This window comes from Staphylococcus chromogenes, from assembly GCF_029024625.1.
Lineage (GTDB): Bacteria > Bacillota > Bacilli > Staphylococcales > Staphylococcaceae > Staphylococcus > Staphylococcus chromogenes.
The window spans coordinates 122527-145705 of the sequence record NZ_CP118953.1 but is presented as its reverse complement, the minus strand read 5'-3'; the positions used below and the strand labels follow the sequence as shown (position 1 = coordinate 145705).

General features: G+C 37.8%; 22 protein-coding genes. 13 read left to right on the top strand and 9 right to left on the bottom strand.

Features of this window, described 5'->3' with window-relative positions; translation table 11 throughout:
- Positions 1 to 20: 20 nt before the first annotated feature.
- From PYW36_RS00700 to bioD, 4 genes are read right to left on the bottom strand one after another with little or no spacing between them, the layout of a single operon-like run.
- Positions 21 to 701: a 6-carboxyhexanoate--CoA ligase gene (locus PYW36_RS00700; protein WP_103159538.1), complete on the bottom strand. Its 681-nt coding sequence runs from the start codon at positions 699 to 701 to the stop codon at positions 21 to 23.
- Complete coding sequence (locus PYW36_RS00695; protein WP_103159539.1) at positions 694 to 1806, bottom strand: aminotransferase class I/II-fold pyridoxal phosphate-dependent enzyme; 1113 nt, start codon at positions 1804 to 1806, stop codon at positions 694 to 696. Before PYW36_RS00695 ends, PYW36_RS00700 begins: the two co-directional genes overlap by 8 nt.
- 1 nt (position 1807) lies before the next feature.
- On the bottom strand, positions 1808 to 3157 hold the full coding sequence (bioA, locus tag PYW36_RS00690; protein WP_103159540.1) for an adenosylmethionine--8-amino-7-oxononanoate transaminase: 1350 nt from the start codon (positions 3155 to 3157) through the stop codon (positions 1808 to 1810).
- Positions 3135 to 3824 carry a dethiobiotin synthase gene (bioD, locus tag PYW36_RS00685; protein ID WP_103159541.1) on the bottom strand — a complete coding sequence of 230 codons (690 nt, stop codon included), beginning with the start codon at positions 3822 to 3824 and terminating at the stop codon, positions 3135 to 3137. The genes bioA and bioD overlap by 23 nt, the downstream gene beginning before the upstream one ends.
- A gap of 251 nt (positions 3825 to 4075) precedes the next feature.
- On the opposite strand from bioD, the gene PYW36_RS00680 reads away from it, so the two are divergent.
- Both PYW36_RS00680 and PYW36_RS00675 read left to right on the top strand, forming a co-directional pair.
- Positions 4076 to 5398: an Nramp family divalent metal transporter gene (locus PYW36_RS00680; RefSeq protein ID WP_103159542.1), complete on the top strand. Its 1323-nt coding sequence runs from the start codon at positions 4076 to 4078 to the stop codon at positions 5396 to 5398.
- Positions 5399 to 5585: 187 nt separating this feature from the next.
- Positions 5586 to 6008, top strand: coding sequence for an Hsp20/alpha crystallin family protein (locus tag PYW36_RS00675; RefSeq protein ID WP_037576664.1), 423 nt, complete (start codon positions 5586 to 5588; stop codon positions 6006 to 6008).
- An 86-nt stretch (positions 6009 to 6094) separates the two neighbouring features.
- Here the strand turns inward: PYW36_RS00675 and ycaC are convergent, their stop codons facing one another.
- The gene (ycaC, locus tag PYW36_RS00670) at positions 6095 to 6736 is read right to left on the bottom strand and encodes an isochorismate family cysteine hydrolase YcaC (RefSeq protein ID WP_037576666.1); all 642 of its coding nucleotides are present in this window, start codon (positions 6734 to 6736) and stop codon (positions 6095 to 6097) included.
- Positions 6737 to 7073: 337 nt separating this feature from the next.
- Here ycaC and PYW36_RS11295 point away from each other — a divergent pair, with 337 nt between their 5' ends.
- Positions 7074 to 7172: an NAD(P)-binding protein gene (locus tag PYW36_RS11295; RefSeq protein WP_324837516.1), complete on the top strand. Its 99-nt coding sequence runs from the start codon at positions 7074 to 7076 to the stop codon at positions 7170 to 7172.
- 522 nt (positions 7173 to 7694) lie between these two features.
- Here PYW36_RS11295 and mbcS read toward each other — a convergent pair.
- Entirely contained in the window at positions 7695 to 9278 is a 1584-nt protein-coding gene (mbcS, locus tag PYW36_RS00665; RefSeq protein ID WP_103159543.1) for an acyl-CoA synthetase MbcS, read from the bottom strand.
- 887 nt (positions 9279 to 10165) lie between these two features.
- On the opposite strand from mbcS, the gene spn reads away from it, so the two are divergent.
- From spn to PYW36_RS00650, 3 genes are all read left to right on the top strand, one after another.
- Positions 10166 to 10486, top strand: coding sequence for an SPIN family peroxidase inhibitor (gene spn / locus PYW36_RS00660; protein WP_037576673.1), 321 nt, complete (start codon positions 10166 to 10168; stop codon positions 10484 to 10486).
- 235 nt (positions 10487 to 10721) lie between these two features.
- A complete protein-coding gene (locus tag PYW36_RS00655; RefSeq protein WP_037576676.1) occupies positions 10722 to 11348 on the top strand; it encodes an FMN-dependent NADH-azoreductase in 627 nt (208 codons plus the stop codon).
- Positions 11349 to 11670: 322 nt separating this feature from the next.
- The gene (locus tag PYW36_RS00650) at positions 11671 to 12108 is read left to right on the top strand and encodes a VOC family protein (RefSeq protein ID WP_245173732.1); all 438 of its coding nucleotides are present in this window, start codon (positions 11671 to 11673) and stop codon (positions 12106 to 12108) included.
- 84 nt (positions 12109 to 12192) lie between these two features.
- On the opposite strand, the gene PYW36_RS00645 is transcribed toward PYW36_RS00650, so the two are convergent.
- Together PYW36_RS00645 and PYW36_RS00640 are read right to left on the bottom strand one after the other, a co-directional pair.
- Positions 12193 to 13356, bottom strand: coding sequence for an amidohydrolase (locus PYW36_RS00645; RefSeq protein ID WP_103159544.1), 1164 nt, complete (start codon positions 13354 to 13356; stop codon positions 12193 to 12195).
- Positions 13357 to 13457: 101 nt separating this feature from the next.
- Complete coding sequence (locus tag PYW36_RS00640; protein WP_103159545.1) at positions 13458 to 14006, bottom strand: DUF4064 domain-containing protein; 549 nt, start codon at positions 14004 to 14006, stop codon at positions 13458 to 13460.
- Positions 14007 to 14600: 594 nt separating this feature from the next.
- On the opposite strand from PYW36_RS00640, the gene PYW36_RS00635 reads away from it, so the two are divergent.
- From PYW36_RS00635 to PYW36_RS00620, 4 genes are all read left to right on the top strand, one after another.
- The gene (locus PYW36_RS00635; RefSeq protein WP_115346982.1) at positions 14601 to 15986 is read left to right on the top strand and encodes an amino acid permease; all 1386 of its coding nucleotides are present in this window, start codon (positions 14601 to 14603) and stop codon (positions 15984 to 15986) included.
- 378 nt (positions 15987 to 16364) lie between these two features.
- Positions 16365 to 16865: an isoprenylcysteine carboxyl methyltransferase family protein gene (locus PYW36_RS00630; protein ID WP_037576695.1), complete on the top strand. Its 501-nt coding sequence runs from the start codon at positions 16365 to 16367 to the stop codon at positions 16863 to 16865.
- Positions 16866 to 17025: 160 nt separating this feature from the next.
- On the top strand, positions 17026 to 18519 hold the full coding sequence (gene lqo / locus PYW36_RS00625; protein ID WP_037576697.1) for an L-lactate dehydrogenase (quinone): 1494 nt from the start codon (positions 17026 to 17028) through the stop codon (positions 18517 to 18519).
- A 17-nt stretch (positions 18520 to 18536) separates the two neighbouring features.
- A complete protein-coding gene (locus PYW36_RS00620; RefSeq protein WP_069191690.1) occupies positions 18537 to 18647 on the top strand; it encodes an SE2200 family small protein in 111 nt (36 codons plus the stop codon).
- A gap of 76 nt (positions 18648 to 18723) precedes the next feature.
- Here PYW36_RS00620 and PYW36_RS00615 read toward each other — a convergent pair whose 3' ends face one another.
- The gene (locus PYW36_RS00615) at positions 18724 to 19893 is read right to left on the bottom strand and encodes an MFS transporter (RefSeq protein ID WP_037576700.1); all 1170 of its coding nucleotides are present in this window, start codon (positions 19891 to 19893) and stop codon (positions 18724 to 18726) included.
- Positions 19894 to 20201: 308 nt separating this feature from the next.
- Here PYW36_RS00615 and PYW36_RS00610 point away from each other — a divergent pair, with 308 nt between their 5' ends.
- The 3 genes from PYW36_RS00610 (at position 20202) to argF (ending at position 23159) form a co-directional block, all read left to right on the top strand.
- On the top strand, positions 20202 to 20660 hold the full coding sequence (locus tag PYW36_RS00610; protein WP_037576704.1) for an arginine repressor: 459 nt from the start codon (positions 20202 to 20204) through the stop codon (positions 20658 to 20660).
- 241 nt (positions 20661 to 20901) lie between these two features.
- Entirely contained in the window at positions 20902 to 22128 is a 1227-nt protein-coding gene (arcA, locus tag PYW36_RS00605; protein WP_037576707.1) for an arginine deiminase, read from the top strand.
- Positions 22129 to 22151: 23 nt separating this feature from the next.
- Complete coding sequence (gene argF, locus PYW36_RS00600; RefSeq protein ID WP_103159155.1) at positions 22152 to 23159, top strand: ornithine carbamoyltransferase; 1008 nt, start codon at positions 22152 to 22154, stop codon at positions 23157 to 23159.
- Positions 23160 to 23179 lie beyond the last annotated feature (20 nt).

Here is a 23179-nt window from a genome sequence, read left to right as displayed (position 1 = left end):
GCGATGATTCGCATACGCCTTTAATATATCACCCGTTTGGGTTGTTGTTGGCAAAAATAAAGAAATGACTCTAGCTGAAATTTCTGATTCACAAAAATGATTCGTCCTCCGACACGAGAACCTTTCATTTTTACATTGTGCAAGCGATGATACCCCTTTGCATCAGCAAAATAGCCCGTGGTGTAGTTCACATCATCAGAAACACACAGCTCTCCCACAACCCCTTCGTTCGATTGAATAATAGAGGCAATAGAAAGCGCATCTCTCACGCGTTCATTCAGAGGTGATTTGGAACTTTGGTGTTGGAAACAAAAATGCGTCACACGACACCCCCGCTCCCCAAAGTTATCTAACCTTTCACCTGTAGTAGCATCGAGAATAATCGCTCCTCGATAACACGTTGGGTTCGTAATATACCGCCATGCTTGCTCCATTGCTTTATCAGTAATTTTCCTATCTAACGCGAGTTGTTTAAAAGTTTGTGATTGTACCTCGATAATAGGTAACGCTTGGAGTTGAACAAGTGGTGAAGTGATTTTTTCAATTTTTAAATTTAAAAAATCAGCGTCTCCATTTTCATGTTGGAAGCCTTTATGAAAATATGCGGCGATGACTTGTTCAATATCCTTCGCTTCACAAATCGTCTCTGCGCCACTGATATGTTGGTTATCTTCTGAAGCACGCATTTTAATACTATACATGAGGGGTGTCTCCTTTTTTGAGTATAGTGTGTAAACGCATAATGTCTTCTTGTTCATGAAATGCACTTAACGACATTCTTAACGCTGGCGTTGCGACTGTCGGTGGTCGAAATAAACTCACCCAAAATCCTGAATCCAGTAACTGACTATGCATGGCTTTGGCAGTATGTACATTTTCATATGTCACCGTTTTAATTGATGTTAAAGTGTGTTCTGTATTTTCATTCATGTCATTAAAGTACTGAATATTTTGATGTAATTGTCTTCTTTCAAAATCTGCGTTTTGAAGAGCCCGAAACTGCTCTTGAATTAAAAACAGATTCATTGTGGGCAAACAATTTGAATAAATGAGGGGTCGTGCGGTATTAATCAACATCTCTCGAATCACATAGGAACATAAAATAAGTCCCCCGTGTGCCCCCATTGCTTTTGATAAACTTGTCGTGACAATATCAATATTTTCATAACCCGTACCGTAGCCTAATCCAAACCCATGGGCATCATCGACAACCAACAGCGTCCCCGGAAATTCTGATTTGAGGCGTCTCAATTGATGAAGATCTGCCATATGTCCATTTGTTGAAAAAATTGTATCCGTTACGATCACTTTCAATTGATGAGGATATTTGGCCATTTCCATTTTTAAACGTGCATAATCTAAATGAGGAAAGACGACCTTTTTGACACGTGCTAACTGAATGCCATCAATAATACTCGCGTGATTCAATGCATCAGAAAAAACGACGACATCCTGCTTTTTAAACATATGAAAAACGGCCAAATTCGCCTCATAACCGCTTCCCAATAAAAGGGCCCCTTCAAATCCATAGGTCTCACTAATGTCTTGTTCTATCTCTGCGTATAATGTCGAATGCCCACTAACCAATCGAGAACTTCCTAAATGTGCCCCATATTTTTGAATAGCTCGCTCTAACTCATCCATCTTTATAGAACGCTGCCCTAGGCCAAGGTAATCATTTGAGGTGAAGTTTATCCATGCCTGTCCATCCCGATATAACCTTTGTTGTCGCGCCGTTTCGACTTCCCTCAACTGACGATACTGACCTTGTTCCTGCAACTGTTCTAAATATGATTGAAACTGCATCTTAATCTCCCAAAATATCTTCTAAAACTTTTTTGAAAATATGGGTCATTTTTTTAACTTCACGTTTGGACATACTCAGTACAGGCACAAATGTGATGATGTGCTCTAAATTGCGAATCATCAATCCTCGTTTTTTACATTCCGCAATGATGCGCTCCACCGTCGCAATCGCGAGTGGCGATTTCTTTTGACGATCCGAGACGAGTTCAACCGCAAACATCAATCCTCTACCTCGCACATTCCCCACGTGTGGCAATGTTTCTAATTGTCTTAATTGTCTTTCCAGCACTTTGGACGTTTTTTGAATATGACGAATAAGATGTTTTTCTTCGATCATTTGAATATTTTCGAGCGCCAACGCACAAACGACTTGATTGCCTGTGTAAGTATGACCATGGAAAAACGTTTTTTGCCCATGTGCATCACTTAAAAACGCATCATAAATCCGTTGAGACGTCACTGTGGCAGCGAGTGGTAAATAACCGCCAGTAATGGCTTTTCCAAGACACATAATATCCGGTTCCACTTGTTCATGCTCACAGGCAAAGAGTTCCCCAGTGCGACCGAATCCTGTCGCCACTTCATCCACAATCATGAGCACGTCATATTGACGACACAATTGTTCTACCCCTTTGAGAAACCCTTTAGGATGTACGAAGAGACCGGTCGCTCCTTGAATAAGCGGTTCCATCACGACGCCCACAATCTCATCACCAAGCGTTCTAAGTACACGTTCAATCTGATTTAATACCGCTTCTTTTAAATCTTCTTCTGTGTCATAAGTACTATGATAAAAAGAGGGACAAGTCACTTGAATATTTTCAAAAATCAAATCGTTGAAAATTTGATGAAACGTCTCAATGCCCCCGACACTCACGGAACCTATCGTGTCACCGTGATAACCATTTTTAAGCGTGATAAATTTATTCTTCTTGCGATATTTGACGGGGTCGACGTTTTTCCAATATTGATAGGCCATTTTTATCGCAATTTCCACTGCCGCACTGCCTGTATCAGAATAAAACACTTTGCGTAAAGTACGTGGCGTGATATCGACGAGCTTTTCAGCTAATAATATCGATGGAATGTTGGAAGAACCAAGTAATGTTGAATGCGCAATCGATTTTAATTGTTTTTCAATGGCTTTATTCAAACGTTTGTTGTGATGCCCATGAACATTCACCCAAAGTGATGCGTAACCATCAAGATAACGTCGCCCCTTCGTATCATATAAATAGCTCCCTTTCCCTTTTTCAATAATGATGGGATCCTGTTGACGATAGACCCCCATTTGCGTGAAAGGATGCCAAACGTATTCTAAGTTTTTATCAACGAGTGTTTGATGTTTCATGAAAAGTGACCTCCTTGAAATAGTTGAAAATAGTTTCTGGAATATCTGTCATTTTTCCATTTTCAGGAAAGGTGACAATGGGTGTTTTCAAATAGGATTGCAAGGTCAACCGATTGTCCTGTTCGATGACCGTATCCGTATAGCGATTCATTAATATGATATTCGGCGGACATTCATGTGTATCTAGATACGATTGATGCACGAGCGTTTCACTAATTGCGCCAAGCTTTGCCGGTACGACACTCAACACAACATCAGCCGTTGCCTTTATCAAGTCTGTTGTCATAAAAAAAGTCTCATTTTCAACATAAATCGGCACAGCAATGCCACCAGCGCCTTCGATGAGTACAACATCATATTGCGTTTCAAGATACGCCAATTTAGAAAGGACTTTATTTAAATCAAACTGTTGATGTGGTTCCTGCTTAAAGGCAAGATGCGGCGACACCGCTTCATGAAAGGTATACAGCCCTGTAAGTTCATAATCTAATCCGCATAACGTGCGATAGGCTTCAAGATCTGGATAAAGCCCTTCCTCCAGTTCTTCAGTTTGAAAAGGTTTAAAAATCACTGTTGAAATCCCTCGATGATTCAACCATTGCCATAATCTTGTCACGACATAAGTTTTACCTACATCTGTATTTGTACCAGTAATAAATATTTTCATCATTTTCACCTATATGTATAAAATAAGTACACTTTAACATCTTAAAACGAACTCCTTTAATTGTAAACCTATTTAAATATTAAGTTTACAATATAGGTGTGCAAATTGATCAATCACCTTTTGTAGCAATTGATTTAAAATCTACTTAGAATTACTCTTAACCTCAAAACCGCTCACACTTTACACCTTCAAAAATTATTGTATAATAACTTTGTTAGGTAAACCTAAATAATTGTGTGGAGGTGCTTAAAATGAGTAAAAGTTTAGAAGATATCAACAACACAGTCAGTTTCGATGACCAAGGGTCCTACCTCTCACGTTTATCAAAGTTTATCGGTCCTGGCCTTTTAGTTGCAGTCGGTTATATGGATCCCGGTAACTGGATCACCTCCATAGGGGGTGGCGCAAGTTATGGCTATATCTTATTATTCGTCATTTTCATTTCGAGTATAAGTGCGATGTTTTTACAATCCATGTGCGCACGTTTAGGTATCGCAAGTGGTATGGATTTAGCACAAGTGACACGTCATATGATTTCTAAAAAAATGGCTGTCATCGCTTGGTTAATTGCGGAACTCGCGATTATGGCAACAGATATTGCAGAAGTCATTGGGAGTACGATTGCCTTAAACTTATTGTTCCATATTCCGTTAATCGTTGGCGCAGTCATTACAATTGCCGACGTATTTTTACTATTGCTCATTATGAAATTTGGATTTAGAAAAATCGAAGCCATTGTCGGCGTTCTGATTTTCACGATTCTCATAATATTTTTATTCGAAGTCTATATGGCTCAACCGGGAGTGAGCGATATTTTAAAAGGGTTTATTCCACAAAAAGAGATCGTTACCCATAATGGTATTTTGTACATGTCTTTAGGAATTATCGGGGCAACAATTATGCCACACAACCTTTATTTACATTCATCAATCGTGCAATCCCGTAAATACGACAGACAAAGTAACACCGCCAAAAAATCAGCCATTCAATTTGCGCAAATCGACTCAAATATTCAGTTGTCTATCGCCTTTGTTGTTAACTGTTTATTGTTAATTTTGGGAGCAGCATTGTTCTACGGCACCAGCCAAGACTTAGGACGTTTTTATGAATTGTATGATGCGCTCAAAACATCACACGTGGCAAATGCGATTGGTGGTGGCGTGACAAGTACACTTTTCGCAGTCGCTTTACTTGCGGCAGGCCAAAATTCAACCATTACGGGTACATTATCTGGCCAAATCGTTATGGAAGGTTTTATCCATTTAAAAATGCAACCGTGGGTCCGCCGTGTAGTGACACGATTACTCGCCATTCTACCCGTATTTTTTTGTTTATTGATTTACGGGGCAAATGCGCAAAAAATTGAAGATTTATTAGTTTTCACTCAAGTCTTCTTAAGCCTAGCCCTCCCTCTAAGTATGATTCCGCTCATTTTGGCTACAAATAATAAGACAATAATGGGCGACGCATTTATCAACACAAGATGGGTAAATATTGTCGGCTGGCTACTCACTCTAATTCTATGCATATTGAACATCTATTTGATTATAAGTACTCTTATGGAAATGATGTAGAATTCCACTGTATCCCCTTAGAATAGAAAACTAAGGGGAATTTTTAAAATCAAACTTTGACCTTGACTAATTTTGACCTTTGTCTTATAATAAGACTTGTAAGGGATAGGACATCAGTTACCTCCCTTCATCACAACCAGTTTCTTGATATTGACGAAATAATGATAATATGAAGGAGCGATGCTTTATGGCATTCCAAATGAAACCATTTAACAATTCAATTTTTGACATGAATCCAAGTGACTTATTTAGAGACTTTGGACAAGGTTTATTAAATACAAACGACTTTAAAACAGATATTACTGAACGTGACGATGCTTATATCGTGTCTGCTGAATTACCAGGTATGGACAAATCTGATATTAGTGTTGATTTTAACAACAATATTTTAACGATTGCGGCTAGTCATAGTGAAGATAATAAAGAGGAAAATGATGAAGGTGTCATCATTCACCGTGAACGCCATACGTCTAGTGTGAAACGTCAATTTTCATTTAACGATGTGCGTCGTGACAATATTGAAGCTTCTTACGATAAAGGTGTGCTTCACATTACATTGCCTAAAAACCAAAATGAAAATGACTCAAGTTCACGTATTACTATTAACTAAATAATAAAAGCTGAAGTGACTCCCCTCTCACTTCAGCTTTTTTATGTAAAAAAGGGTGAGACGTCAATGTTCTCACCCTTTTCTCTCTATTTTTGTTGTGATTGTGCAGCAAGATAACTGCCCATCACGTTTTGATATCCTGGTAAGTTATTTGTGAGTAACGCGCCAAAACCGTCTGGATCGTTTCTCCAATCACGTTGTAATTCGCTTGCGACGCTGAACCAGTTTGTTAACTGTACGCCCCCTTGTTGCATTCTCATGAGCGCTGCATCTGCGACTTGTTTGCTGACGGTACCTGAGGCATCGACAACTGCGAATACTTCAAATCCTTCATTAATTGCTGAAAGTGCTGGGTGTGCCACACACACGTCTGTCACTACGCCGGCAATGATAATTTGTTTTTTACCTGTTTTCTTAACCGCTTCCACAAAATCTTCATTATCCCAAGCATTGATTTGACCGGGTCTTGGAATTTTAGTAGCATCCGGAAAAATATCTGTAATTTCTTTCATTAATGGCCCATTGGCCCCTTCTTCAAAACTTGTCGTTAAAATAACGGGAAGATCAAAGAATTTCGCCGTTTCTGCCAATGCCACGACATTGTTTTTAAATTCATCTACACCGTAGTCACGAACAAGTGAAGAAATTAATCCAGTTTGATGATCGACTAATAATACAACCGCATCATCTTTGTTTAAACGTTGATACAAATCTTGATTTTTTGCCATGGAAAAACCCTCCTGTATCCATGTTCAATATAAATAGTATACCTACATATGCTTTCATTATCGCAAAATTCACACTTGATGTAAACGCATACACTTATGTTGTATATTTTCTTGAAAACTTGTCATTTTCTAAAAATGGAACTTTTAACTCTACCCATGTTCAGTCTTCAATCAAACGCTTTTCGAATTTTACAGTTTCTCTCGCCCCATTTTCAAAGTTATTGTCATTCGTCAACTTGGGTGTGATGGCCTTCTTATTTCGATACACTTTTCAATATCATTTTTTCCTTTTATAAAACTATGAGATAATTATTGTAATAAATAATGAGGTGATGATATGCAGAAGCACGTCCATATTATTGGTGCTGGATTAAGTGGTTTGGTTGCGGCCACAGAACTTTTAAAAAAGGAGGCGTCCATGGCTATCGTGCGTTAGAAGGAACATTTTTAGGAGGCTGTATTTTCAGTGGCATCCGCGCAGCAGAAGGCATCCATAAAGACGTTACGAAATAATATAATTATGATATAATGAATCGGAACATTTTTAGGAGTTTATAATATCATGTCTCTATTTTATAAATGGCTCGTTCTTTCATTTACAATTCTATCCGTTTGTTTAAGCGTGGGCACACTGATTGCCCCTTCGTTGTTTCAAACTTTGGGGTTTCTTATATGTGCTTGGAGCAGTCTATCCTTCATCATTTGCGTCATGGGTATCCTTAAAAGTTATGACTACATATTGTATATCAGTTTATGTCTCATCAATGTGTGCGCATTAATATATAGCGTCTTTTCGCTTTACTTTTTATAAATCTGGACGGCGCACCCACTTAAAGTGAGAAAGCCATCAAAATTTACTCTCAGATAAATTTTGATGGCTATTTTTATATAAATTAAATACGAAAAATAGACGCTTCACGGACATTGAGCATCATTAAAAGTCATTTATCTCAAAATGCTATTTTGACTGATGTTTTTTCTTTTCTTCATTGCGTAAAACCACACGACGAATTTTACCAGAATTTGTTTTCGGCAAATGGTCGACAAATTCAATCGCGCGTGGATATTTATAAGGTGCCACACTTTGCTTCACAAACTGTTGCATATCATGAATAAGTGCGTCACTTGCTTCATAGCCCTCTTGTAAAATAACGAAAGCTTTGACGATATTCCCTCGTTCAGGATGCGGGCTTGCGACAACGGCACATTCTTTCACGGCTTCATGATGTGTTAATGCATCTTCTACTTCAAATGGCCCAATCGTATAGCCCGAGCTAATAATAATGTCATCTTTACGTCCTTCAAACCAGAAATAACCGTCTGCATCTTTTTGTGCCAAGTCGCCTGTGATGTGATACCCTGCGAGACGAGCTTCTTTCGTACGGGCTTCATCGTTTAAATACCCTTTAAACAACGCAGGTAAGTCTAACGGCACCGCAATATTGCCTTCTTCGTTAGGACCTAATTCCGTTCCGTCATCGTCAATAATGGTCACACCGGTTCCAGGTATCGCTTTTCCCATTGCACCTGGGCGTTTCGGCGTATCTTCTAAAAAGCCGATGAGTAATGTGCTTTCTGTTTGTCCATAGCCATCGCGTACTGTTAACCCAAAATGTTGTTCAAATTTATCGACCACATCTCGGTTCAGCGGTTCCCCTGCTGACACTGCACTACGTAAATGTGATAAATCGTACGAATCCAAATTATTTAGTTTCGCCATCATACGATACTCGGTCGGTGTACAACATATGACGTTAATCTTAAAGTCTTGGAGTAATTCTAAATAGCGAGAAGCTTTGAACTTTCCGTTATAGACAAATGCGGTAGCGCCTGAACCCATAATTGATAAAAAGGGACTCCATACCCATTTTTGCCATCCCGGTGCTGCTGTTGCCCACACGAGATCATCTTCTTGAATGTTTAACCACTGTTTCGGGGCAAGTTGCATATGCGCAAATCCCCATCCGTGCGTATGCATCACCGCTTTAGGGTTCCCTGTTGTGCCCGAGGTATATGATAAAATGGCCAAATCATCACGTGTTGTCGAGACGCTTTCCAATTCTTCAGGTTGTTTCATTTTTTCAGATGCTATTGCCGTCCAATCTTCATGTTCTCCATTGGCGAGCAATTTGATCAGGGTCTCATATTCTTCCACACGTTCAAATTCTTTAATATATTCAGACATTGTAATTACAGCAGCCACACTGCCATGCGTAATGCGATATTGCAAATCTTTCGTGCGCAACATTTCCGAACTCGGAATAATGGTGAGTCCTAACTTTAAAGCAGCGATATAAATTTCATAAGTTTCAATCGCACGTGGAAGCATGACTAGAATGCGGTCTCCTTTTTTCAAACCACTTTTAGTTAAGACGTGGCCAACGCGATTCGCTTGTTTAATAAGCTCGGTGTAAGTAACTTTTTCAGGCGCATCAAAACCTTTTTCATAAATTAAGGCGAGCTTTTGTGGGTTTTGTGAATGTTTTTCAATTTCATCAACGATATTATAGTTTTTCGGTGCAACTAATTCAGCTTTGTTCATTTTTAAACTTCCTTTCTCTCTAAAATAATGGTATCAGAGGAACGGGCGTCACCAAAGAAAATACACTTATAGCGTAAAAAGAATTGACATCAGGTACTAAAATATGGCTTAAGTCGTTGATAATCGGAAACTGTTTCAGATTTTCATGCGAAAAAGTAGAACATACGTTCGCATTGTGTTAGTATACATTTAGACCGGTTGATGACGTAAGAAATCTTTAAAATGGGGTGATGCTTATAGAGTCCATAAAACAAAGGAGTCGTATGTCATGTCAGATTATCAAATGCTGATGATTGTGTTCACCGTCATGAGCTTACTGATGATGACACAACAAAAAAAATAACCATTTAACACAGTGTTAAATGGTTTGCATATTATAAAATGTCGTTTATCGGTCATAAAGGGTTGGATGTTGCCGCATGCAACCCTTTTTTAATTTAAATTCATTGATACTATATCAGTTGACGATGGATAAGTCAAAATATGTGAATTAAACGTCGTTTATACGCAATAAGCCTAGGCATTTAGCCACTTTTTATCTTACTTTGAGAACGTTCCCCCTCCACTATAGAAGTGAATCTCAATTTTTTATTTCACACCTCAATCATTTCAAAATGCATTTCTACATTAATGAATCACTTTGTTCTAACTTAAACTTTTAACTTAATGTGTGCTTTCCGCTCACATAGTTATGCCTCGCGTCAGTCTTCCCGCGCTCTCCCGTTAGTCTACCCGAACCTCTCAAAATGCACTATATCAGCACTATATTAAATCAAACTTCGTCACATTTAACAGGTGCTTAAATCGTCTTAAGAATGATTAAATAAAAACAATTTTAAAAAAATTCGTGATATAGTTAACTCATCAAACAAATAGGAGTGATTCTAATGAATGTAAACAAAGTCATTTTAACAGCAGTAACTACAGGAGTTTTAGCAACAGGTCTATTTGTCGCAGTCCCACACGAGAAAGCTGATGCCGCAGTTAAATCTCAGAACGGTATTGTTTTACAAGATGATTCACGTATCTTAGAACATGAGCTTGATTACGTCGGAATTATCGTCGATAAAAAAGCCGACAAAAAAATTAAGGCAAACTTAAAAGCTTACTTAAAATTACAAGGATTCAATTCCGTATCAGACTTTGTAAAAAAAGCAAAATCTCAAGGTTTAGATACGTCTAAATACGACTACTTAATTAAAAAATAAAAAAACTACTATAAATATATGTCTAACTTCAAATCTTGCGCCATGACTCCCCGTCATGGCATTCTGTTTTGTCTCACCCCTCAAAAAGTGTACTTTGACACCTCTTCATATCGGCCATTAGTCCGATTTGTTACGAATTCGAAATAAATTGTTGATATATTTTGTATACTGTGTATAATATGATTTGTAATCAATCAAACGAATTAAACGAAATAGAAAAGGATGCGAATTGAAGATGTCAAAATTACTTTATATTACTGCACACCCATTAGATGAATTAGTTTCTAACTCAATGGCTGCTGGAACAGCATTTATTGAATCTTATAAAGAAAACCACCCTGAAGATGAAATCGTACACATCGATTTATTTAAAGACTATATTCCATTTATTGATGGAGATGTATTTTCAGGTTGGGGCAAATTACAAAATGGCGAAGCTTTAACTTCAGAAGAAGAGAAAAAAGTTTCACGTTTAAATGAACTTTCAGATCAATTTGTATCTGCTGATAAATATGTATTTGTCACACCAATGTGGAACCTTTCATTCCCTCCAGTAATGAAAGCTTATATCGACTCAGTTGCTGTTGCAGGTAAAACATTCAAATATACTTCAGAAGGTTCTGTAGGTCTTTTAACTGATAAAAAAGCCCTTCACATTCAATCTCGTGGCGGCTATTACAACGAAGGTCCTGCTAAAGATTTAGAACATGGTGATAGCTACCTTCGCGCAATGATGACATTCTTCGGTGTACCAACTTATGAAAATGTTATTGTTGAAGGTCACAACAAAGCACCAGAACGTAGCGAAGAAATCAAATCTGCTGCTATTCTTAAAGCTAAAGAATTAGGTCAAACATTCTAAGATATCAAAAATCCCCCTATCTCATGAGGAGATAGAGGGATTTTTTTATTTTGTTTGTACTATTTTGTAATAAATAGTTGAAGTCACCCAGTACATGAAGCCATAAGTTATAACAACGGCAAATATAACAGCAATATAACTCGTTAAAAATAGTGAGATATCTCGAACTCCTAAAATACCTAATAGATAATAAATAATTTTACCTGCAAAAAGGGTATTTTTCGTAACTTGAAAAATAGAATTCTTAACTTCAAATTTCGCGCACTGTTTTTTTTAATTCGGGTATAGGTAGCTATCATAGTATTTAAAAAGGATGGATAACATGATTAAAGCGGTAACTTATTTCAACTTTGGCAATGCTTTAGAAGCTTTAACGTTTTATGAAGAAAAACTCGGCGCAGAAATCGTATCGAAAACCATGGGCGATGACGAGATGTTTAAAAACCTACCGGAGGAATACAAAATGCCAGATGAGTTGGCCAAACGTTTTGTGATGAATGCAGAATTTAAGATTTTAGGGCAACACTTTATGGTCAGTTCCACACAAGGTGAACGTCCCGTTAATAATGAAGGCATGAACGTCTGTTTTACATTTGATGGCAATAATGAAGAGGACGTAAAAGCGGCGACAACGTTTTATCAACGTGCTTTGGATGCAGGTTGCCAAGAAACAATGCCCCTCGGTGAAACAGAATGGTCAAAACTGTATGGCATGTTTCAAGATCCGTTCGGGGTCACATGGATGATTAATGCATGTTAAAACAAAAACGCTGTTCGTCATTACGATGAACAGCGTTTTTGATGTTTCACGTGACACATTTTCACGTTACAGTCTTAAACACAATTATTTCAAGTAGTCTAACACAACGGCCCCAACTGCTTTTGCGGCCACTAATAAAGATTTCTCACTGATTTTAAATTTTGGATGATGATGCGGATAGGCCTCTCCTTCTTCAAGTTGGGCGCCGACATAAATAAAAGCGCTCGGTTTTTCTTTCGCATAATACGCAAAATCTTCTGATGGCGGTTGGGGCTCGACTAATTCGATATCTAAACCGGTCTCAGCAATTGTATTTGCGACATAGTCTGTGAACTCTGGATTGTTATATAATGCCGGATAGTCATCGTGGTAATCGAGTTCACAAGTCACACCAAATGTTTCTTCTAATCCATGGGCCAATCGTTTAATTTCTTTCTCAATTTTTGCTTTTGTGTCATCTGTTAACGCACGAACGTCCCCTTCAAGTTCAACGGCATCTTTAATGACATTAAATTGCCCTTTGCCGTCAAACGATCCAATCGTTACTACGCCCGTTTCAAATGGGTTTAATCGACGTGAAACAATCGTTTGTACGTCCATCACAAAAGCACTTGCAGCCACAATGGCATCATTCGCAGTATGTGGTGAAGACCCGTGTCCGCCTTGACCTTTCACTTTGAGTTTAAAAAAGGCGCGTCCGGTTTGAGCAAATTCTGGACGATAAAATACTTTCCCCGCTTCCATCTGACTCATGACGTGTACACCGAGGACATGATCAACCCCCTCTAATACACCATCACGAATCATTGCTTGAGCTCCTCCAGGAGGCACTTCTTCTGCAGGTTGGTGAATGACGATGACTTTCCCCGTCAATTGATCTTTCATCTCAATTAAAGTTTCCGCAAGTATCAACATATAAGCGGTATGGGCATCATGGCCACAGGCATGCATAACCCCTTCCACTTGGGAACGAAAAGGAACATCTGCCTCTTCTTGAATAGGTAATGCATCGAAATCGGCACGAATCGCAAGTGTTTTCCCGGGACGACCCGAATCAATTTCAATTTTGATTCCTCGTGGCCCTACATTTTTTGTGATTTTGACCGATTTGTCTTTATAAAAATCTTCAATATACTTTGCGGTTTGTTCCTCATGAAAGGATAACTCTGGATGTTGGTGAAGATAACGTCGTATTTCAATCATGCGTTGTTCTTTCGATTCTAAAACTTCAAAAAGTGATTTAGCCATTTTAATCCCCTTCAATAACAAATTGTATTAATTTAAGTGTAACGTATTTGTTTGTTCTATATAAAAAAAGAACCTTATCCCTAAGGCTCTTTTTCATAAAATTAGTATTTGTATGGATCTTTTTGAATGTCTTTTGAACGTTGTTCCGCTTCGGCATTTTCAAAGTGTTGGTCCACTTTAGGGCGTTGTGGATTATGGTTTTCTACGTGCTCATAACCTTCAGGCGATGGTTGTGTCGCTGTGTTTTTATATGGCGCATTTTGTCGATTTTGTACTGGCTTTCTTACGAGTAGCATGATACCTGCAATAAGCCATAAAACGCCTGAAATTGAAACTAATAAACTGAGGACGCCCGCAATTAATAATAAAATACCTGCTAATTTCGCATTTTTATTAATAAAGATACCGCCCACGACAGCTAAGATGAGTAAAATGATGCCGCCAATGACACCAAATGTTATCATAAAGGTAAATAGTGTTGTTACATCGTTCGCTTCTTGAAGTGTATAGGCCCCATCTGAAACTAAACTTTCTTTAAAATCATCTCCACTAGCACCAAAAAATAATGCGAAAAAGGCAATGATTAGCATTCCAATCGTTTGTAAACCGACACCGATCCACGTTAATACATGTTCTGCTGTTCTTTTCATAGTCTCAATCTCCTTGTTGTTTTCTATAATGTTAAAGGATATTAATGCGTTCTTCAATACAAACACGAACTTATTTTCTTAAAAATTAGTTTAAATTTAACTTATATAACACTTGTATGTTTCATCTTAATCTACACTCCCCATTATAAAACCAACGTATTCATCGCTGAAAATTAAATAATTTTACTTCTAAAACACTATTATCATAAAGTTATTTCAGATTTACATTCCGTTCGATAAATATCTTTTATAAACTTTTACTTTCAAATAAAATCTCAGTTAATTTTCATCTCTCCTTTTATTTATAAGCGCTTACAATAGCGACATTATCCCATTTCATTTACTTAACTTTTATATATTATACCTTTCACAAAAGAAAACGCGTTATATTTATATATTGTTCAAAGCGATTTTGATTTCATATCAAAAAACATTTTTGCGAATTGTTGTTATTTTCAGATAATAGGTATAAAATACTCACATACAAATAAGCAAGGGGTAAAATGCTATGATTTTTTACATTTAACAACTCAAAGGGAAGCATTAAAAATCAAAGGGGTATTATTCACTTTAAGGTGATGGGAGAGAACATTTATGACAAATGAATTAAAAAGAGAATTGAGCAACCGCCATATTCAGTTGATAGCGATTGGCGGAGCTATCGGTACCGGACTGTTTTTTGGATCAGGGAATACGATTTCAAAAGCAGGTCCCTCGATTTTATTTACTTATATGATTGTCGGTTTCTTCTTATTTATGTTTATGCGTGCAATGGGAGAAATTTTATTAGCTAAGTCAAAATTTAAATCCTTCCCAGAAATTGCCCATGAATACTTAGGGCCATTTGCAGGATTTATTGTCGGATGGTCGTATTGGATGTCTTGGGTAATTACAGTTATGGCCGACGTGACAGCAATATCTCAATATATCAAATATTTTAATCCTAACATTCCGACATGGTTAACATGTTTTGCGATTATTCTATTATTACTTCTACTCAATTTAACAAGTACAAAATTATTTGGTGAACTTGAATTTTGGTTTGCGATTATTAAAGTCGTGACTATAATAGCATTGATTGTTGTTGGAGCAGTGATGGTATTTTTAGCTTTCAAATCACCTTCTGGTAACACAGCTCAAGTGTCGAATTTGTGGAGTCATCAAGGGATGTTCCCATTTGGACTTGCTGGTTTCTTAGCGTCATTCCAAATGGCTGTTTTCGCCTTTACGGGTATTGAATTTATCGGTATTACAGCAGGTGAAACAAAAGATCCTGAAAAAACACTACCACGTGCAATCAATAGTGTGCCACTCCGTATTATCATTTTCTATGTAGGCGCATTAGCGGTCATTATGATGATTGTGCCTTGGAATCAAATCGATCCAGCGAACAGCCCATTTGTTGGACTCTTCGCACTCGCGGGTATTCCTTTTGCGGCTGGATTGATTAACTTTGTCGTTTTAACAGCTGCCGCTTCTTCAGCCAATAGTGGTATTTTTGCGAATAGCCGTGTCCTTTTTACATTAGGGAACCAAAAGCAAGCACCTGAAGCGATGCACCGTTTATCTCGTCGTGGCGTGCCAAGAAACGCGTTACTTGTTACATGTGCATTGATTTCTTTAACAGTATTACTAAACTTACTCATTCCAAATGCGGAAACCGTATTTGTGTACATTACTTCTGTCGCAACATCCATTACAGTTGTGGTTTGGGCATTGATTGTTGTCGCTTATATTAGTTACTTCCGCAAAGACCATGCATTGCATCAAGCGAGCACATTTAAATTGCCAGGTGGTGTCTTTACCGCTTATGCTGTTTTAGCATTCTTTGCCTTTATCTTAGTTTTACTTTTAATTGAACCAAATACACGTATCGGCTTTATCTTGTCACCGATTTGGTATGGCGTGTTGTCAATTGCCTATTGGAGACACCGTTCAACGATTAAAAAAAATGCCAACCAATTGCCTAAACATGCATAATGAAAAAGCATCCCCTCTTTTGAAGGGGGTGTTTTTTTTCAGGATTTGGTAACCATACTTTTATTGAATCTTACACATTCGGATTTATGATTAGCCCTATCATAAACAAGTTTTTTGAAATTTCTAGCATTTTTTTAAAGTGATATTGTAAAATAGCATCTTTTTCTAAAGTGGAAGTCTCAATCATTTTGCCTACGCATTAACATAAATTAAAGCTAGATTTAAGCTGGATTTAATAGCTTTGTTTGGCATTCCCATTTAAACTATAACTACAATGCAATACCGACGTGATACCCGTAGATGGCAACCTAGATCTCTCACCATTATCACGTTGGGTTGCATTTTTTTATTCCATAAAGAAAGAGATGACAAAACATCATGATTTTAACGTTATTAGCTGCATTTTTTATTATTCGTTTGTATACCTTATACATATCGATTAACAACGCCAAAGCTTTAGTTGCTGAAGGTGCCAAAGAATACGGTCAAGCCAATTCAAAAGGACTCGCACTCACACATATTCTCATTTATGTTGGGGCAGCTATCGAGGCTTTTGTAAACCATACCACGTTAGGTTACATGAATATTTTCGGTCTTATTTTACTCATTCTCAGTTATTTCGTGTTATTTCATGTAATTCGTACGTTAGGACGTATTTGGACACTTAAAATTTTCATTTTACCTAAGCATCCAATTATTCATTCAGGATTATATAAAATTACAAAACATCCAAACTATTTCTTAAACATCGTTCCTGAACTGATAGGTGTATTGTTGTTAACAAGCGCCGCTTTCACGTGGATCTTGTTATTGCCGTATGCTTATTTCTTAATTAAACGTATTAAACAAGAAGAAAAAGTCATGGCCTCTTTACACTAATTCTATTTTCTACTCAACCTATATCATGTTTATACCATACAAATTTAAATTTCTTTGCCCGTACAATTCCATAATAAAAGCAAATGTAATATAATTAAGATATATTGGTTAAATATAAACATTTGCTAATGGTTATAACTAAATTTGAAAGGTGATAAATATGTCTAATCAGTCAGAACCTAGAAACATCATTGTCGTAGGTGCTGGTGTGCTTAGTACGACGTTCAGTTCTATGATTAAAGAACTTGAACCAAGCTGGAACATTAAGCTTTATGAACGCTTAGATCGTCCAGGTCTTGAAAGTTCTAACGAACGCCACAACGCCGGTACAGGTCATGCTGCACTTTGTGAATTGAACTACACGGTCCAACAACCTGATGGTTCAATCGACATTGAAAAAGCGAAACACATTAACGAAGAGTTTGAAATCTCAAAACAATTCTGGGGCTTCCTAGTAAAAAATAACAATATTTCAAACCCTCGTGACTTCATTCATCCATTACCTCATATTAGCTTTGTGCGCGGAGTAAATAACCGCAAGTTCTTAAAGAATCGTTACGAAGCAATGAAACAATCACCAATGTTTGACAACATTGAGTACACAGAAGATATCGAAGTAATGCGCAAATGGATGCCATTAATGATGAAAGGCCGCGATGCGAGCGACATTATGGCCGCAAGTAAAATTGATGAAGGAACAGATGTGAACTTCGGTGAATTAACACGTAAAATGACAGCAAACATCGAAGCGCATGACAACGCTGAAGTAAAATTCAACCACGAAGTCATCGATTTCAAACAACGTGAAGATAAAAAATGGGAAGTTAAAATCCGTAACCGTAACAGCGGTGAAGTCTTCACTGAAATTGCACACCACATCTTTATTGGTGCTGGTGGTGGCGCGATTCCATTACTTCAAAAAACTGGAATTCCTGAAAGTAAACACTTAGGTGGTTTCCCAATCACAGGTCAATTCTTAACATGTACAAACCCTAAAGTTATCGAAGAACACGGGGTCAAAGTTTATGGTAAAGAACCACCTGGTACACCTCCAATGACAGTGCCTCACTTAGACACACGTTATATTGATGGTGAAAAAACGTTATTATTCGGACCATTCGCAAGTGTCGGTCCTAAATTCTTGAAAAATGGTTCTAACTTAGACTTATTCCGTTCGGTTAAACCATATAATATTTTAACGTTACTCGCTTCTGCAGCGAAAAACTTACCATTAATTAAGTATTCATTCGACCAAATCTTAATGACTAAAGAAGGTTGTATGAACCACTTACGTACGTTCTACCCTGAAGCACGTGACGAAGATTGGCAATTATACACTGCGGGTAAACGTGTTCAAGTGATTAAAGATACTGAAGAATACGGTAGAGGTTTCATTCAGTTCGGTACTGAAGTTGTGAACTCTCAAGACCATACAGTTATCGCATTATTAGGTGAATCACCAGGGGCTTCAACATCTGTGTCTGTTGCCTTAGAAGTTGTTGAAAAGAACTTCCCTGAATTGGCATCAGAATGGAAACCGAAAATCCAAAAAATGATTCCTTCATACGGTAAATCATTAATTGATGATCCTGCTTTAATGCGTAAAACACGTAAACAAACGTCTAAAGATCTTGAATTAAACTATTACGAATAAAAAGGAGTCGTTGCGACATGAAAGCATTAGTGACACTAACAGTCGTAGTTGGCGTCCTTGGTGGCGCGTTTGTTGCTTTAAAACGTTACCAACAACACGTAAACAAAGCACCAAATATCGAATACTAAGCCTAAAAAACACGTATCATGCGTCCATGATACGTGTTTTTTGATGCTTTAAAATCTTGTTTCATATGAAACACCACTATTCAGTTTTAGCAACACGACGTTCATAAACAAAGTTACCGATGTTCAATAAGATACCAAGAACAATGATACCACCTGAAATCCAAGTGATTTGGGCGTAAGGTAATCCTTTACTGAGGAGACCTGAACCTAGCATCGCACCGAAAAAGTTCGCTAAATTAAAGATGGAGCCGACCATTGTACTGGCAAGTAACGGTGCGTCACTTGCCCCAAATATAATTTTACTGTTCAACAAAGGTGTGGTTCCAAAAGTCCCAAACCCAAATAAGAAGACAATAATGAACGCAAAAATACTGATAGGTAATGCGTAAACGAGTAAAACAATCGTTAAGAATAAGAGTAAAAATGAAATAAACAAGCCTATCGTTAACTTCTCTTCTGTAACATTACCAGAAACGACATTGCCAATAACGCCACCGAGTCCAAATAAAAATAGACAGATTGTAATACCCACTGTGCCAAAAGGCGACAAGTCTTTTAGCATCGGTTCAACAAAAGTATAAGACGTAAATACGCCCGAAAAACCAAAAACAATCATCGCAATCGTGATCAGAATCTGCGGTTGGCGAAAGGCTTTAAGTTCCTTTTTCAAATTCGGTTCCGCACTCATCGCAACGTCAGGCGTGAACTTCAATACCCCTAGTAACGTCGCGATCGCCACGAGCACCATAATACCGAAGACCACGCGCCAATTGGCTAAATCTCCTAAAAACGCCCCAAAAGGCACACCGATCATAATCGCAATTGTGAGCCCTGTTTGAACGAGCGCAATCGCCTGTGTGCGTTTAGACGGAGGCACAATTTGTGTCGCCACACTCATACTCACACCGAAAAACGGCGCATGCATCGCTGCTGATAATAATCGTGACAACAATAATACATAAAAATTAGGGGCTAACATCCCTAAAATATTACTCAAAATAAAGATACAAACAAAAATAGGTAATAATACCCGTGCACGGTAATGTAACGTGAAAATCCGCAATATAGGACCGATGAACGCTACGCTTAGGGCGTAAACACTGACGAGTAGCCCAGCTGTTGAAATCGGAACCCGCATATCGGATGCAATTTGAGACAATAATCCAATGACCACATATTCGGACATCCCAATCGCAAATGTCCCTAACATAAAGAAGAAAATTGTCATTTTCGATGATGGTTTCATCTCACGCCTCCCCATTCGACACTATTTTCACACGCATGCAATGTTACCTAAAATAGCAGCAAAATGAAAGAAGGTTGCTTAGTTTACACAACCTTTATATTGTAAATTTGTCTCTATAAATACTGCACCTATTTTGTCACAACTTCGTAAAAATCCTTATTTTTCCTTACGTTAACGGCTCTTTTTATCTGGCACCCACCAAATGTAAATACTATTATTTTTGATTTAATTTACAAAATTGGTTAATAATGATGAATGATGGTTGCTATTTTTATTTTTTGTTTTCACAATCAAAGGAGGTTTTCAAAGTGAAACGTGAAGAACGACAAAAATTAATTAAAATGATTGTGCAACAAAACTGTATTACCTCTAAACAAGCATTGATTGACATTATCGAAGCACGTTTCGGCATTCATTATAGCCTTACAACAATTGCGAATGACTTATTGCAGTTGAACATACATAAACAACCGTCACAACATCACCCTGCACACTATCAGATGATGTATAACAATAAATCAAAATATCTTAAAATGCTCGAAAAGTTATATAACAATGAAGTTTTACGGATTTCTGTTGTCAATCAGTGTATATTAATTCAGTCTTCACCTGGCTTTGCACAAACGATTAATTTTTATATCGATGCTATAGAAAATAGCGCCATCGTCGGTACCATCAGTGGCAACGATACGACGATGATTATCACACGTTCAGAAGAAGAGGCCCATCATGTTGTCACGTTGTTATTTCCAACTCACGCACAATAGTATTTTTATACATGTAGATGTATCAACGACAGTTTTACGTCTCAGCTCTATACAAATATTCATCTATTATTCATTAAAAACTAAGGAAAAAGGCGTATCTTATGTAATAAAATAAACATTTCTGTATACACCTCTCTTTAAAACGGTAAATTTTCCTTCATTTATTTGTGAAATTAATCACGATGAAAGCGGTTCATATCGTATATCGTGTAACTGTAAACAAATAAAGGAGGAATGACCTATGAAACGCACCATCAACGTTAATAGCGAAATTGGACGTTTGAAAACCGTGTTACTGAAACGTCCTGGCAAAGAACTTGAAAACCTTGTCCCAGATTATCTAGGTGGTCTACTCTTTGATGACATTCCGTATTTGAAAGTCGCCCAACGCGAACATGACCATTTTGCGGAAGTGTTAAGAAATGAAGGGGTGGAAGTGTTATACCTTGAAAAACTGACAGCAGAGAGTTTAACAGAACCTCACGTTCGCGAACAATTTATTGATGAGATTTTAAAAGAGTCTCGGAAAACTGTGCTCGGCCATGAAGAAGAGATTAAAACATTATTTTCAAAACTCGACAATCAAAGTCTCGTCGACAAAATTATGGCCGGTGTGCGTAAAGAAGAAATCAATTTAAAAACAACGCATTTAGTAGAATACATGGATGATAAATATCCTTTCTATCTAGATCCTATGCCTAACCTATATTTTACAAGAGATCCACAAGCGTCCGTCGGCAATGGCATGACGATCAATCGTATGTATTGGCGTGCGCGCCGTCGTGAATCGATTTTCATGCAATATATTTTAAAATATCACCCTGATTTTAAAGATAGTGACATTCCTGTATGGATTGATCGTGACAGTCCTTTCAACATTGAAGGTGGCGACGAACTCATATTATCAAAAGATGTGCTTGCGATAGGGATTTCAGAACGTACGTCTGCCCAAGCAATTGAACGTCTCGCACGCAGTATATTCAATAATGAAAACGCGACATTTAAAAAAATTATTGCGATTGAAATTCCAACAAGCCGGACGTTTATGCATCTCGACACAGTATTTACGATGATTGACTATGACAAATTTACAATGCATGCCGCCATTCTAAAATCTGAAGGTCATATGAATATTTTTACGATTGAACCTGGTGATGATGACATTAAAATTACACACTCTAATCAACTGAAAAAAACATTAGAAGAGGCACTCAACATCGACCATATCGAACTCATTCCCACTGGAAATGGCGACACAATTGATGGGCCTCGTGAACAGTGGAATGACGGCTCAAACACGCTTTGTATTCGTCCGGGAGTTGTCGTGACCTACGACCGAAACTACGTGTCTAACACATTATTACGTGAAAAAGGCTTAAAAGTCATTGAAATCCCTGGTGGCGAACTTGTTCGAGGCCGAGGGGGGCCTCGTTGTATGAGTCAACCTTTATATCGTGAAGACATTTAATGAAAATTTAGGAGGCATTCATAATGATTGAATTACAAAAACCCGTCGCATTAAAAGGACGTTCATTATTAAAAGAAAATGATTTTACAAAAGCAGAATTTGACGCACTTATCGACTTTGCGATTACACTAAAATCTTATAAACAAGACGGTATCAAACATCGTTATTTAGACGGTAAGAATATCGCTTTACTTTTCGAAAAAACATCCACACGAACACGTGCGGCGTTTACAGTCGCGTCGATTGATTTAGGCGCACACCCTGAATTTTTAGGGAAAAATGACATTCAACTCGGTAAAAAAGAGTCTGTCGAAGATACTGCCAAAGTGCTCGGTCGCATGTTTGACGGTATTGAATTCCGTGGTTTCTCGCAAGATGTGGTAGAAGCCCTCGCTAAACATTCTGGTGTACCTGTGTGGAATGGTTTAACAGATACTTGGCACCCAACGCAAATGCTTGCCGACTATATGACAATTAAAGAAAACTTTGGTTATTTAGAAGGCATTAATCTTACTTATATTGGTGATGGTCGCAATAACATGGCCCACTCTCTCATGGTGGCAGGTGCCATGCTTGGCGTGAATGTCCGCATTTGTACACCAAAATCATTATTTCCTAAGCAACAATTCATCGATATAGCCCGTCAACGCGGTGAACAAGATGGCGGTTCTGTAATGGTGACAGACGATATCGATGAAGCAGTGAAAAACGCACACGTCATATACACAGACGTCTGGGTTTCTATGGGAGAAGAAAGCGAGTTTGAAACACGTATTAATCTACTCAAAGACTATCAAGTGAATCACACTTTAATGACCAAAACCGGTCGTGACGATACTATTTTCTTACATTGTTTACCGGCCTTCCACGATACACATACGCTTTACGGTAAAGACATTGAAGAAAAATACGGAATTAGTGAAATGGAAGTCACTGATGAAGTCTTTAGAAGCCCACAATCAAAAGTGTTTGATCAAGCAGAAAACCGTATGCATACGATTAAATCTGTCATTGCATCAACACTTGCTTAAAGCAGCCGTTGGGGCGAGAA

Bases quoted from the DNA above. Each gene is read 5' to 3' on its own strand.
- PYW36_RS00700 (WP_103159538.1), bottom strand. From the start codon at position 701: ATGTATAGTATTAAAATGCGTGCTTCAGAAGATAACCAACATATCAGT.
- PYW36_RS00695 (WP_103159539.1), bottom strand. From the start codon at position 1,806: ATGCAGTTTCAATCATATTTAGAACAGTTGCAGGAACAAGGTCAGTAT.
- bioA (WP_103159540.1), bottom strand. From the start codon at position 3,157: ATGAAACATCAAACACTCGTTGATAAAAACTTAGAATACGTTTGGCAT.
- bioD (WP_103159541.1), bottom strand. From the start codon at position 3,824: ATGAAAATATTTATTACTGGTACAAATACAGATGTAGGTAAAACTTAT.
- PYW36_RS00680 (WP_103159542.1), top strand. From the start codon at position 4,076: ATGAGTAAAAGTTTAGAAGATATCAACAACACAGTCAGTTTCGATGAC.
- PYW36_RS00675 (WP_037576664.1), top strand. From the start codon at position 5,586: ATGGCATTCCAAATGAAACCATTTAACAATTCAATTTTTGACATGAAT.
- ycaC (WP_037576666.1), bottom strand. From the start codon at position 6,736: ATGGCAAAAAATCAAGATTTGTATCAACGTTTAAACAAAGATGATGCG.
- PYW36_RS11295 (WP_324837516.1), top strand. From the start codon at position 7,074: ATGCAGAAGCACGTCCATATTATTGGTGCTGGATTAAGTGGTTTGGTT.
- mbcS (WP_103159543.1), bottom strand. From the start codon at position 9,278: ATGAACAAAGCTGAATTAGTTGCACCGAAAAACTATAATATCGTTGAT.
- spn (WP_037576673.1), top strand. From the start codon at position 10,166: ATGAATGTAAACAAAGTCATTTTAACAGCAGTAACTACAGGAGTTTTA.
- PYW36_RS00655 (WP_037576676.1), top strand. From the start codon at position 10,722: ATGTCAAAATTACTTTATATTACTGCACACCCATTAGATGAATTAGTT.
- PYW36_RS00650 (WP_245173732.1), top strand. From the start codon at position 11,671: ATGATTAAAGCGGTAACTTATTTCAACTTTGGCAATGCTTTAGAAGCT.
- PYW36_RS00645 (WP_103159544.1), bottom strand. From the start codon at position 13,356: ATGGCTAAATCACTTTTTGAAGTTTTAGAATCGAAAGAACAACGCATG.
- PYW36_RS00640 (WP_103159545.1), bottom strand. From the start codon at position 14,006: ATGAAAAGAACAGCAGAACATGTATTAACGTGGATCGGTGTCGGTTTA.
- PYW36_RS00635 (WP_115346982.1), top strand. From the start codon at position 14,601: ATGACAAATGAATTAAAAAGAGAATTGAGCAACCGCCATATTCAGTTG.
- PYW36_RS00630 (WP_037576695.1), top strand. From the start codon at position 16,365: ATGATTTTAACGTTATTAGCTGCATTTTTTATTATTCGTTTGTATACC.
- lqo (WP_037576697.1), top strand. From the start codon at position 17,026: ATGTCTAATCAGTCAGAACCTAGAAACATCATTGTCGTAGGTGCTGGT.
- PYW36_RS00620 (WP_069191690.1), top strand. From the start codon at position 18,537: ATGAAAGCATTAGTGACACTAACAGTCGTAGTTGGCGTCCTTGGTGGC.
- PYW36_RS00615 (WP_037576700.1), bottom strand. From the start codon at position 19,893: ATGAAACCATCATCGAAAATGACAATTTTCTTCTTTATGTTAGGGACA.
- arcA (WP_037576707.1), top strand. From the start codon at position 20,902: ATGAAACGCACCATCAACGTTAATAGCGAAATTGGACGTTTGAAAACC.
- argF (WP_103159155.1), top strand. From the start codon at position 22,152: ATGATTGAATTACAAAAACCCGTCGCATTAAAAGGACGTTCATTATTA.